Source organism: Streptomyces sp. NPDC050743, assembly GCF_044456925.1.
Taxonomy (GTDB): domain Bacteria; phylum Actinomycetota; class Actinomycetes; order Streptomycetales; family Streptomycetaceae; genus Streptomyces.
Genome location: NZ_JBITGJ010000067.1, coordinates 17273 through 29763, shown reverse-complemented (window position 1 = coordinate 29763; position 12491 = coordinate 17273). Strand labels below are relative to the sequence as shown.

Here is a 12491-nt window from a genome sequence, read left to right as displayed (position 1 = left end):
CCCCGAATGCCGTACCTGTGAATCCGACCTATCGTGCTGTCATGGAGCACGCACTGAGTCCCGCGACCCTCGCCGAACTGCGGCGACCGCGTCCGTACCCGGCGGTGTCCGTGCTGACCCCCACGCACCGCCGCGAACCCCAGTCCGGCCAGGATCCCGTCCGGCTGCGCAATGTGGTCACCGAGGCCCGCAGGCGCCTCGAGTCCGATCCCGCCGTCACCCGTGAGCGGCGCAACGACGTCGTGGCGCAGCTCGACCGGGCGCTGGCGGAGGTGGATCTGACGCACGCCGAGGACGGCCTGGTGATCTTCGCCGCCCCGGGCGAGCACCAGGTGTGGTCCCTGGCCCGTGCCGTCCCCGAACGGGTGGTGCTGTCGGACACCTTCCTCACCCGCAACCTGGTCGCCGCACAGGCCGCCGAGCGCCCCTTCTGGGTGCTGTCGGTCTCCGCGGACCACGTCACCCTGTGGAGCGGTGGCGAGGGCCGTGTGGTGCAGGACCGCTCGGGCGGGTTCCCGCTGGAGCGCAGCCGGGAGAACTTCGACGCCGAGCGCCAGATGCAGATCGGCGACCTGAAGAGCGCCTTCCGCGAAGAGGGCACCCGGCAGTTCCTGCGCGAGGCCGACACCGCCATGAGCACCGTCCTGCGCGAACAGCCCCGGCCGCTGTACGTCACCGGCGAGCAGGCGGCGCTGTCCCTGCTGGACGAGGTCGGCAGCGTCGCCAAGGCCGCGGTCCACGTGCCGCACGGCGGGCTCGCGCACGCCGGCCCGGAGGCGGTGTGGCAGGCGCTGCGGCCGGTGCTGGAGCAGGAGGCCCGCAAGGACACCACGGCCGTGGTCCGGGAGTTGACCTCGGCACGCGGGCACCGGACCTACGCGGCCGGTCTCGACGAGCTGTGGCAGAGTGCCCGGGAGGGCCGGGTGCGGCTGCTCGCCGTGGAGGAGAACTTCCGGGCGACCGTCAGTGACCTGGGCGAGCATCTGGTGCCGGCCGAACCCGGCGATCTGGACGCCCGCGAGGACATCGTGGACGAGATCGTCGAGCAGTGCCTGGAGACCGGCGCCGAGGTCCGCTTCGTGCCCGACGGCACGCTGGGCGACGCCGACGGGATCGCCGGGGTCCTGCGGTACTGAGACGCTCCCCCGGCAGCGCTCCCTGCCCGGCGTACGCTACGGCGTGATCGTCGGCGTGAGGGAGCGCACACATGGATGACCTGCTGGGAGTGGCCGTACTGGGTGCCGGACACATGGGGGCCGACCACATACGACGCCTCGACCAAGTGGTCAGCGGAGCGAGGGTCGCGGCGGTGGCCGACCCCGATGCCGAGCGCGCGGAGAAGGCCGTGGCCGGCCTCGACGCAGTGACCGTGCACGCGGACCCGGTGGCGGCGCTCGACGCGCCCGGCGTGGCGGCCGTGCTGATCGCCTCCCCCGGGCCCGCCCACGAGGAGGCGCTCCTCGCCGCCTTCGCCCGCGGGCTGCCGGTGCTGTGCGAGAAGCCCATGGTGCCCGACTCCACGGGTGCGCTGCGGGTGGTGGAGGCCGAGGCACGGCTGGGCCGCCGGCTGGCGCAGATCGGCTTCATGCGCCGCTACGACGCCGAGTACCGCCGGCTCAAGGCGCTGCTGGACGGCGGCGGTCTGGGACGTCCCCTGATGCTGCACTGCACCCACCGCAACGTCTCCTCCCCCGGCCACTTCACCAGCGCCATGCTGATCAACAGCTCCGTCTCGCACGAGATCGACGCGGCCCGCTGGCTGCTCGGGCAGGAGCTGACGGCGGTGACCGTCATGCGTCCCACGCCGTCCGCGGACGCCCCCGAGGGCCTGCTCGATCCGCAGTTCGTGCTGTTCGAGACCGCGAGGGGCGCGCTGGTCGACGTGGAGGTCTTCGTCAACTGCGGCTTCGGATACCAGGTGCGCTGCGAGGCCGTGTGCGAGCGGGGCAGCGCGCGGATCGGCGACGAGCACACCCTGGTGGTCACCGCGGCGGGCAGCGCCCGTGAGGAGGTGGCGCAGGACTACCTCGTCCGGTTCGCCGACGCCTACGACCGCGAGGTGCAGGCCTGGGTGGACGCCACCCGGCGCGGCGAGGTCACCGGTCCGAGCGTCTGGGACGGTTACGCCGCGTCGGTCGTCGCCGAGGCGGGGGTCCGGGCGCTGGAGACCGGCGGCCGGGTGGCCGTCGACCTCGCCCCGCGCCCGGACCTGTACGCCGGGGTCAGCCGCTGACGCTCGCGGCTCCCGTCTCCAGGTGCCCGGTGAACCGGCGCGACCAGGTCGCGTCGGAGTCGACGGTCACCGTGAAGTCGTACCAGCCGTTCTGGTAGGCGACGGCGTTGAAGTAGTCCTCCGCCGAGGCGCCCGCGGCGACGGTGTAGGTCCACGGGCCGTCGCCGCGGTAGTGGTTCGAGGTGATGGTGAACTTCACCGAAGACGTGCCCGAGTTGGTCATCTTGAAGTAGACGGCCAGCTTGCCCGTGCCCGGCTCGACGGCGTAACGGGTGCTCACTTCCGCGGACTTGCCCGCCTTGGTCGCGTCGCCCTGGAAGCGGCGCAGGAAGCGGTTGGGGCCGACCATGGTGAAGTCGTACTTGCCGCCGCCGAAGCCCGTGCCGATGTTGAAGGAGTCGGAGGCGGTGCCGCCCGCGTCGACGGTGTACTGGTAGGGCGTGGTGTCCCGGTAGGCGTTCGGGTGGATGGAGAAGTGGGCCGCACGGGAGGCCGGGCCGCCCTGGTTGGTCATGGTGAACCAGGCGAGGAGCTTGCCGGCGGCGCCGAACTCCAGGTGGTCCAGGTAGCCGCCCGGCTGGTACGGCAGTGCGCGGGCCGGGCGGGTGCCGGACTCCTGCGCGGGCAGGGCGTTGTCGGTCGGCACCGGGTTGGGCAGCGGGCCGCAGGTGCCCATGCCGATGACGCTGGTCGCGGGCAGGGAGACCGGGCCGTAGACCGGGTTGGCGAAGTCGAAGACACCGGTGAGGTCGCCGCTGACCTTGCGCCGCCAGTCGCTGATGTAGGGGCACTTGGCGGGCTTGCCGAGCGCGGACGTCCAGGTCTCCAGGAAGCGCAGCACCGAGGTGTGCTCGAAGACCTCCGAGGAGACCCAGCCACCGCGCGTCCAGGGCGAGATGACCAGCATCGGGACGCGGAAGCCGAAGCCGTACGGCACCCCGTTCAGAAACTCCCCGGCCGTTCCGGCGGGCGGTGCCGGCGGGGGAACGTGGTCGAAGTAGCCGTCGTTCTCGTCATAGTTGAGGAACAGGACGGTGGAGTCGAAGACGCCCTGGTCGGCCGCGAGAGCCTGGTAGACGAGGCCGACGAAGTGGGCGCCGTCGCCGGGCGGGGCGTAGGGGTGCTCGGAGAAGGCCTGGTTGGGCACGATCCAGGAGACCTGCGGTAGGGTGCCCGCGAGCACGTCGGCCTTGATGGCGGCGGCGATGTCGTCGGGGGTGGAACCGGTCACCTTGGGCACCGAGGACATGCCGCGGTCGTACAGCGGGTCGCCCGGCCGCGCGTTGGCGAAGTTCTTGAAGTAGGCGCAGCCGTTGTCGCCGTAGTTGTCGGCCGCGTTCTGGTAGACCTTCCAGCTCACCCCGGCGGCCTGCAGCGCCTCGGCGTAGTTCTGCCAGGTCAGGCCGGACTCGTCGCCGCCGTCGTAGCTGGTGGAGTCGACCTTGCCGCTCCACAGGTAGGTGCGGTTGGGGCCGGTCGCGCTGAGCGTGGAGCAGAAGTAGGCGTCGCAGATGGTGTAGTTGTCGGCGAGCGCGTAGTGGAAGGGGATGTCGGAGCGGTCCAGGTAGCCGAGCGAGCGGACGTTGCCGACACCCGCGACCCAGTTGTCCATGCGGCCCTTGTTCCAGGCGGAGTGCTGCGAGGACCAGGAGTGGGGCAGGTCGCCGTTGCACTGGGCCAGGGTTTCGCCGTCCTTGCCGTCGGCGGACGGGGTGGCGCTGAGCTTCCACGGGTACTGGCGGCCCGTCCCGTTCGGCTGGTCGAAGACCGAGTGGCCGCCGCCGAGGGTGATGCCGCTGCGGTCTCCGAAGCCGCGCACGCCCTTCAGACGGCCGAAGTAGTGGTCGAAGCTGCGGTTCTCCTGCATCAGGATCACCACGTGCCGTACGTCCTTGATCGTGCCGGTCGCGGTGGTCGCCGCCGCGGTGCGGGTGCCGGCGCCGCCCAGTGCCACACCCGCTGCCACGGATGCGCCGAGCCCCACGAAGCCTCTTCGGCTGATCGGTGTCATTCGCCCCGTCCTTGTCACCTTCGGTGCCCCTGCGGCACGCCGCCCGCCAGGGTGCCCTCGGCGGCCGTCGGGGCCCGTGCCGGAGCGGTGAGGCGAAGGTGAACAAGAGTCAAAGTCGCCCGCGGGCCCGCCTCATACCCCGCCGAACAGGGCGCCCAGCCCCCGCTCCACCACTCCGGCCAGGTCCTCCTGCCCGGCGGCCACCACGCCGTACGTGCGCAGCAGGAAACGGCGCAGAGCCGACGCGGAGAACTGCAGCAGGGCCAGGCCGTGGGGCGAGTGGAACTCCAGGACCGTGCGGGTGCGGCCGCATGGCCAGATCTGCACGTCCCCGTGGCCGGCCGGGGACCGCAGCCCCTGGTCGAGCAGGGAGCGCGCGAAGACCCAGGTGACCTCCTCCCCGTCCAGGGCGGCCTCGGCCGGGAAGTCCACGAAGACGGCCAGGGGATCGTCCGTGGTGTAGCGCAGCCTGGCCGACACCGGGACCTCCTGGTCCTCGGCGGTGATGAGCCGGGCCTGGGCGGGCTGTTCGACAGTGATGGCGTCCATGCCTTAATGGAGTCGTCGAAGGCGCTTCACATGCCGCGAAATCCGGTCAGAGTTCGACAGGTACAAGACGCTTCCCGCACACTGGAACACAGGAGCGACGAACACCCGCGTGAGCGCCGAGGAAAAGCGGCCCGGACCGGACAACAGGCGTAGGCCGCCTACGACTTGGCCCGCCTGACGCGTACGTCATTCGTGCGCGCGGATCACTCGGGGAAGACTCTGGCATATGCCGAAAGCACCACCGTATCGTGTGGTGCCAAATCCCTTACGGGGCGTCGCGGGCTGTGCGACAGTCGTAACGGCCCCCCGTCCTCCCCGGCCGTATCGTCCCCAACGGAGTGCGTCATGCCGTCCCCAGTCTCCGCGGACCACCCAGCCGCCCAGCCACCCGGACGCGGCTCGGTGGAGGCGTTGATCACGCAGACGCGGCGGCTCAAGGGCGACGTGGACGCCGTACGGCGGGACACCCGGAGCGAGGGGGCGGACCCGGAGGAACGCTGGCAGCGCGCCCTGTACGACCTCGCGCTGCACCAACTCGAGGACTTGGACGCCCACTTGGCCCAGCTCCGGGACGGACCGGTCGCCGAGCCTGCCGAACCGGTCGAGGCGCCCGCGCCTCGGCCCGCGCCCGCCGCCGCGCCGAGCGGCTCGCTGCTCAGCCGCGTCGGCAGCGCGGAGTGGAACCTGCTGACGGACGAGGCGACCTGGTCCGGGGAGCTTTACCAGATCCTCGGCCTGGACCCGGACGCCCCCGCGCTCACCCTGGACGAACTGCCCTCGCTGGTGGTGGAGGAGGACCGGCCGAAACTGACCGCGATGGTGACGGACTGCCTGGTCGACGGCAAGCCCATCGACGGCGAGTTCCGCGTCCTGCGGCCGGACGGCTCCGTGCGGGCGGTGCACATGATGGGCGAACCCGTGCTCGGCGCCGACGGCGGCACTGCCTCGATGTGGGCCGTGCTACGCGACGTCAGCGCACTGCGCCGCTGCCGGCGTACGGTGCACGAGACCCGTGACTCGATGCAGCGCCAGCGCCGGCAGGAGCAGACCGAGCACCGGATCGCGGCCGAGTTGCAGGAAGCCGTGCTACCGCCATGGCGCGGCTCCCTGCGGCTCCCGCACCAGGGGCCACGCAGCCTCGACCTCGCCGCGCGCCGCCTGACCGCGGCCACGGCCACACCGCTCGGCGGCGACTGGTACGACGCGCTGGAACTGTCCGACGGCGACACCCTGCTCAGCGTCGGCGACCTCACCGGGCACGGGGTGGCCGTCGCCTCCGGGATGGCGATGCTGCTCGGTGCCATACGCGGCATGGCACTGGCCGGCAGCCGGCCCGGTGAACTGCTCGGCATGCTCAACCAGTTACTCGACGCCACCGTGCAGCCCGCCCTCGGCAGCGCCGTCTGCTGCCGCTACCGGCCCGGAACCCGCACCCTGGTCTGGGCGCAGGCAGGACACCCCGCCCCGCTGCTGTACCGCAACGGGACGGGGCGCAGGCTGAACGCACCCGACGGCGTCCTGCTCGGCGCCACCACGGGCGCCGCCTACGGGCAGGCCGAAGAGACCCTTCGGCCGGGTGACCTCCTGCTGCTGCACACCGACGGACTGGTGCCGGGGCACAGCCCGGGCGCGGCCGTGGACCGCCTGCTCGACCTCGCCCCGCGGTTCGGCGCGGCGCGCACCGCGCAGGACTGCGTGCGCACGGTGGTCGAGGAGTTCGGCGGAGCCGGACGCGAGGACGACGCCTGTGTGCTCGTCGCCAGGGTCACCGCATGAGATCGACGTGACGGATGAGTTGAGGTTGCTGATCAAGTCCGGCGCACAGGCCCTGTGCCTGTGCGCTCACGCCTGTGCGCCGTCCGCGCCCTTGGCCCTCGGCTTGGGCAGGGCGAGCCGGATCTCCTCCCGCAGTTGGTGGATCTTCGGGTAGCCGGAGTACTCCGCGGTCAGCCGGTACATCTGCCGCAGCCGGTCCCAGGTGCGACGGGAGGAGTTCGAGCCCATCGACATCAGGGCCAGCCGTGCGTAGCGGTCGGCCTGTTCGGGGTCGTCGGCGATGAAGCAGGCCGAGGCCATGGACAGATGGTCGAAGATCTTCGACCGCTCCCGCCCGTCGACGCGCAGGAAGAGCGCCTTCTCCGCGTAGTACTGGGCGTGCGTGGCCGCGCTCGGGTCGAACTCCGCCAGCGTGCGGTAGGCGAGTGCCTGCATGCCGTACAGATCCTCGTCTTTGAAGGTCTGCATCCAGTCCAGCGGCTCCGCCTCGCCCCGGTCGGCGACGAACATGTCCTCCGCCTGCCCGAGCGTGCGGCGCATCGCCTGGCCCTTGCCCATGGAGGCCTGGGCCCAGGCCTCGATGGTGTGGAACATCGCCTTCGTGCGCGGCTGCAGGCGGTCGCCGGCGCCGGACTGGGCGAGCTTCATCAGGTCCAGTGCGTCGCCGGGCCGGCCGAGGTGCACCATCTGCCGGGCCGCCCGGGACAGGGCCTCACCGGCACGCGGCCGGTCTCCGCCCTCGCGGGCGGCGTGGGCGGCGATCAGGAAGTACTTCTGCGCCGTGGGCTCCAGGCCGACGTCGTGCGACATCCAGCCCGCGAGGACGGCCAGGTTGGCGGCGACGCCCCACAGGCGCCGCTGGAGATGGGGTGGATGGTGGTAGGCGAGCATGCCGCCCACCTCGTTGAGCTGGCCCACGACCGCCTTGCGCTGAAGCCCGCCGCCACGGGCGGCGTCCCAGGCGCGGAACACCTCGACCGAGCGCTCCAGTTCCTCGATCTCCTGCGACCCGATGGGGGCGGCCTCATAGCGGTCGAACCCAGCGGGGTCGGCGTGCAGGGGGTCGTCGAGGACGGGGGCGTCGGCCTTCAGGGCCGGGTCGGTGTGCAGCCAGTCGTACATGGCGCTGCTGAGTGCGGATCCCGCGGCGAGCGCGGCACCCGCGCCCACCAAGCCGCGTCGGTTGAGCATGAGGTCCATTCCCGTGAATTCGGTGAGGACCGCGGCGGTACGTTCGGGCGCCCACGGCATGCCGTCGGGATGTTCCTCGATCCCGTCGCCCTGCCGTTTCCCCGTACGCCCGTGCCGTACCAGACCGAGGTCCTCGATGGTCACGACACGGCCGAGACGCTCGGTGAACAGGGCCGCCAGCACCCGCGGCACCGGATCGCGCGGGATCTCTCCCATGTCGATCCACCGACGGACCCGGGAGGTGTCGGTCGACAGCTGGGGGTGGCCCATGACCACCGCCTGCTTGTTGACCAGCCTCGCGAGTTCCCCCTTGGACCAGCCGGCCAGGCCGAACAGGTCCGCAAGGCGGGTGTTGGGTTGTCCGCTCACGTAAGCCCCCAGGTTCTCGGCTGAGTTGACAGTAGCCCGGTGCAGGTTGCCGGGCGACTATTCGCCAGGGTTCGCCAGGGTTCGCCAGATGGTGTGCCACTGGGCATCGGGTGTCGAGTAGGAACGCGCCACCCCGACCCGGTCGCCGCTCGGCTCGCCGAGCTGACGGGTGCATTCCCCAGGGTGCACCCGGGCGACCGGGCCGGGCAGGCGCACGCTCACAGTGCATGCGAACGGAGTACGGGCTCTGCCGAGCCCCGGCCTCGCGCATGTGCCCCGAGCACGCACCACAGGCAGGCACCGCAGGCACACGAAGGGATCTGTATCTCCCATGTACGCAGCATCGTCCTCCGTGTCCGCCCCGCCCCGGCCGCTGCGCTCCCGCCCCGCGGGCGGCGGGCCGTTCCTGGACCCGGCGGCGCGTCCGGGCGCCCCCGCGCCGGTCGCCGGCCGGCTCCGGCGGGTGCCGGGCCAGGTCGGTACCCAACCGCTCAGCGGAAGGCTGGACTTGTCCGGTCCCCAGGGCGCGCAGCTGCGCACCGCGATCGCATCAGTGCACCGGATCTGTCCGGAGTTCACCCCGGTGCAGGTGCTGCGGCGCAGCGGACGGTCCGTCCTCCTCGTCGGGACGACCGGGCGCGGCGCGGCCGTGGCCAAGTGTCTGCTGGACCACTCGCCCGCCTGGGCCGAGCGGTTCCGCCACGAGATAGCCGCATACCGCTCGTTCGTCCGGCACCGGCCACCGGTCCGCGTGCCCCGGCTGATCGCGGCGGACCCGGACAACTGCACCCTGGTCATCGAGCGGGCGCCGGGCCGGGTGGCGGCGCTGCAGCGCCATCCGGTGGAGGCGCCGCCCCGCCCGGACATCCGGGCGGCGCTGGGCGCCATCTGCCGGGTGAACGCCTGGCGGCCCGCGGCGGGCACCTTCGACATGCCGCTCGACTACGGCGCCCGGATCTCCCGGTACCACGAGCTGGGCCTGCTCACCGACCGGGACCTCGGCGACCTCCAGAAACTGGTGCACGGCATCGCCCACGAGGTGGGCCGGCACGGCATGCTCCAGTTCAACCACGGCGACGCCCTGCTGTCGAACATCCTGCTGTCACCGGCCGGTCCAGTGCTGGTGGACTGGGAGCACGCGGGCTGGTACCTGCCTGGCTACGACCTGGCGACGCTGTGGCTGGTCCTCGGGGACGCGCCGGTGGCCCGGCGGCAGATCAGCCAGATCGCCCAGTCGGCGGGCCCGGCCTCCCGGGACGCCTTCCTGGTGAACCTGATGCTGGTGCTGACCCGGGAGATCCGTACGTACGAGACGGCCGTGCAGCGTTCGATGCACGAGGTGGCCCCGGCGGCACCGGGCGTGGCCCACCCGGGTGCTGCGCCGTCCGGCGAGGAACAGCGGCTGCTGCTCAGGCGGCTGCACGACGACTGCCAGATGGCCCGCAAGGCCATCCGAGCGGCGGTCGGAACTCGCTGACGGGGACGACGGTTCCGCGGTGCGCCAGAGCGGCGGCGCACCGCGGACCTTCGTGTGTCCGGGCGGTTGTGGCCAGTGGTGTATGCCAGTGACGCCGCGCAGGCCCGCGCGCCGCCGCCGCGAAACTCGCCGAAAACCCTCCGTGACGTGGGAAATCGCCTGTGCGAAGGCATCATTGACGGATCGTCGGCAAGCCGGTACCACTGACCCTGCTCCGCGCCGCACGCCCCGCCACGCCCACCCGTCACAGGAGGCCGCATTGCGAGGTTCCGCCACCGATTCCACGTCCACACCCGGCCACAGACATCTGCGCAGGGCCGCCGTCCCGCTGGCGTCGGCGGCCCTGCTGCTGCCGCTGCTCGGCGCGGCCCCCGCCCAGAGCACCACCGACTCCTCCGCCGGCCGGCTGCAGCACGCGTTCGCCACCGCGGCGACCGAGTACCACGTGCCGCAGAGCGTCCTGCTGGCCGTCTCCTACCTCCAGTCCCGCTGGGACTGGCACGCCGGGGCGCCCAGTGTGTCCGGCGGTTACGGTCCGATGCACCTCACGGACGCCCGCACCGCCATCGCCACCACCGAGCACTACGCCGAGGGCACGGAGGACGCCCGCGGCGACGCCGCCCGCGCGGCCGTCCACCCGGACGTCAAGGCGCCCGCCGAGTCCGCGCTCCCGGCCCGCCTGAAGACGCTGCCGAAGGCTGCGCAGCTGACCGGTCTGCCGGCCGAGGAGCTGCGCACCGACCCGACGGCGAACGTGGCCGGCGGCGCCGCTCTGCTCGCCGCCGCGCAGAAGGAGCTGGGCGAGCCGCTGAGCGCCGACCCTGCCGACTGGTACGGCGCGGTGGCCCGCTTCTCCGGCGCCGACGACGCGGCGACCGCGGCGGCGTACGCCGACGACGTGTACGACGTCCTGCGCACCGGGGAGGAGCGCGTCACCGACGACGGCCAGCTGGTCGCGCTCGCCGCGCAGCCGGGGCTGACGGCCGACACCGCCCAGCTGCGGGAGGCCGGGCTGGGCACGCTGCCCACGGACGGCGTCGAGTGCCCGAGCTCGGTGTCCTGCGAGGCGGTCTGGGCGCCGTACGCGCAGTTCGGGAACAACGACTACGGCAACCACGACCTCGGCGACCGTCCGGTGTCGCAGGCCATCAAGTACATCGTCATCCATGACACGGAGGGCGCCTGGGACGGGGTGCTGAACCTGATCCAGGACCCGACCTATGTGTCGTGGAACTACACGATCCGCTCCACGGACGGTCTGATCGCCCAGCACGTCAAGGCGAAGGACGTGGCCTGGCACGCGGGCAACTGGGACGTCAACGCCCGGTCCATCGGCATCGAGCACGAAGGTTTCCTCGCCAACCCGGACGCCTGGTACACCGAGGCGATGTACCGTTCCTCGGCCCGGCTGGTGAAGTACCTGGCCGGCAAGTACGGCATCCCGCTGGACCGGCAGCACATCCTCGGCCACGACAACGTGCCCGGCCCGACCACGTCCACCATCCCCGGCATGCACACCGACCCGGGCCCGTACTGGGACTGGCGGCACTACTTCCAGCTGCTGGGCCACCCCTTCAAGCGCACGGCGGGCAAGCAGGGCGGGCTGGTGACGATCCTGCCGGACTACGCCAAGAACCAGCCGGTGTACACGGGCTGCACCACCAGCGGCGAGGCGTGCACGGCGCACGGCTCCAGCGAGGTGCGGCTGTACTCGGACCACGACGTGAACGCGCCGCTGATCAAGGACATCGGGCTGAAGAAGGACCCGACCGAGGACGTGAACGACCTGTCCTCCCGGGCCTCCACCGGTCAGCAGTACGCGGTCGCGGACCACTGGGGCGACTGGACCGCGATCTGGTACCTGGGCCAGAAGGCCTGGTTCCGGAACGCGCCCACGGCTCCGGCGGCGGTGCCCGCCGACGGCCTGGTGATCACCCCGAAGGACGGCCTGGCCAGTGTCCCGGTGTACGGCAGGGCCTACCCGGAGAAGGAGGCCTACCCGGCGGGCGTGCCGGCGCAGTCGGTGGTGCCGCTGCCGTACACGATCCCGGCCGGGCAGAAGTACGTGGTCGGCGACGTGGTGCCGGGCGAGTACTACTACGCGGTCACCTTCACCACCGACTCGCACCGGGTCGTGGTGGGCAAGGACCTGTACTACGAGATCCAGTACGGCCACCGGGTGGCCTTCGTCCGCGCCGCGGACGTGAACCTGGAGGGCTCGGCCGGCTAGCCCGGCCGACGGCGGCCTCAGCCCTGCTGGAAAAGCTCCGCCGGGAGCGGCTTCAGCAGGGCGTACAGGTCGTCGGTGATGGGGCGGTCCCAGGCGGCGATGGTGACGAGGACGCCGTCGCTGCGGTCGAACTGGACGCAGGAGATCCGGGACTCGGACAGCTTCAGCCGCCGCACGATGAGCAGATTGTCGCCCTGGAGGACCGGGGTGTCCTCGACACCGACGACGGTGACGTCCTCGTCGTTCTCCAGGGCGAGCAGCAGCTGGCCCACCTCGAAGGGGATCTCGCCCTCGGCCACCTCGCGGGCCGGGGAGCCCTCGGGGAGGTTGCCGATGATCATGGCGGGGCCGCGGCCGCCGAAGAGGTCGTAGCGCAGGAAGACACCCTGGCAGGTGCCGTCGGGCGCGGGCAGCAGGCCCGCGCCGAGGTTGCCCGGCCAGTCGCCCGGGTCCATGGCCAGGACGTCGAATTCGGGTCCGGCGGGGGTGGCGCTGCGGCGGCGGAGGAACGACATGCGGCCATGGTACGTGGGCTGTGCGGGAAGTGCGGTGCGGCTCCGCCGGATCGGCCGTGAGGGGGGCCGTCCGACCGCGTGCGGGTCCGTTGCGGCTGCTCGCGCGGTTCCCCGGGGCCCTTCGGGGCGCCCCCTTCGGG

At 72.0% G+C, this 12491-nt stretch carries 9 protein-coding genes; 5 read left to right on the top strand and 4 right to left on the bottom strand.

Annotated features, from left to right (window positions below; translation table 11 throughout):
- Positions 1–41: 41 nt before the first annotated feature.
- Complete coding sequence (locus ACIBJF_RS38575) at positions 42–1136, top strand: chemotaxis protein (protein WP_356306519.1); 1095 nt, start codon at positions 42–44, stop codon at positions 1134–1136.
- 71 nt (positions 1137–1207) lie between these two features.
- Complete coding sequence (locus ACIBJF_RS38570) at positions 1208–2233, top strand: Gfo/Idh/MocA family protein (RefSeq protein ID WP_399181043.1); 1026 nt, start codon at positions 1208–1210, stop codon at positions 2231–2233.
- On the opposite strand, the gene ACIBJF_RS38565 is transcribed toward ACIBJF_RS38570, so the two are convergent.
- Positions 2223–4244: a phosphocholine-specific phospholipase C gene (locus ACIBJF_RS38565; protein WP_399181041.1), complete on the bottom strand. Its 2022-nt coding sequence runs from the start codon at positions 4242–4244 to the stop codon at positions 2223–2225. The two genes, ACIBJF_RS38570 and ACIBJF_RS38565, sit on opposite strands and share 11 nt — an antisense overlap.
- Positions 4245–4376: 132 nt before the next feature.
- Entirely contained in the window at positions 4377–4793 is a 417-nt protein-coding gene (locus tag ACIBJF_RS38560; RefSeq protein ID WP_399181039.1) for an SsgA family sporulation/cell division regulator, read from the bottom strand.
- A 345-nt stretch (positions 4794–5138) separates the two neighbouring features.
- Here ACIBJF_RS38560 and ACIBJF_RS38555 point away from each other — a divergent pair, with 345 nt between their 5' ends.
- Positions 5139–6569, top strand: coding sequence for a PP2C family protein-serine/threonine phosphatase (locus ACIBJF_RS38555; RefSeq protein WP_399181037.1), 1431 nt, complete (start codon positions 5139–5141; stop codon positions 6567–6569).
- A 66-nt stretch (positions 6570–6635) separates the two neighbouring features.
- Here the strand turns inward: ACIBJF_RS38555 and ACIBJF_RS38550 are convergent, their stop codons facing one another.
- Positions 6636–8129, bottom strand: a complete 1494-nt coding sequence (locus ACIBJF_RS38550) for a hypothetical protein (protein ID WP_399181036.1) — start codon at positions 8127–8129, stop codon at positions 6636–6638.
- Between the two features lie 331 nt (positions 8130–8460).
- On the opposite strand from ACIBJF_RS38550, the gene ACIBJF_RS38545 reads away from it, so the two are divergent.
- A complete protein-coding gene (locus ACIBJF_RS38545) occupies positions 8461–9606 on the top strand; it encodes an aminoglycoside phosphotransferase family protein (protein WP_399181034.1) in 1146 nt (381 codons plus the stop codon).
- A gap of 259 nt (positions 9607–9865) precedes the next feature.
- On the top strand, positions 9866–11836 hold the full coding sequence (locus ACIBJF_RS38540) for an N-acetylmuramoyl-L-alanine amidase (RefSeq protein ID WP_399181032.1): 1971 nt from the start codon (positions 9866–9868) through the stop codon (positions 11834–11836).
- A 17-nt stretch (positions 11837–11853) separates the two neighbouring features.
- Here ACIBJF_RS38540 and ACIBJF_RS38535 read toward each other — a convergent pair whose 3' ends face one another.
- Positions 11854–12351 (bottom strand): hypothetical protein, encoded by a 498-nt coding sequence (locus tag ACIBJF_RS38535; protein ID WP_399181031.1) that lies wholly within the window; start codon positions 12349–12351, stop codon positions 11854–11856.
- Positions 12352–12491: the final 140 nt, after the last annotated feature.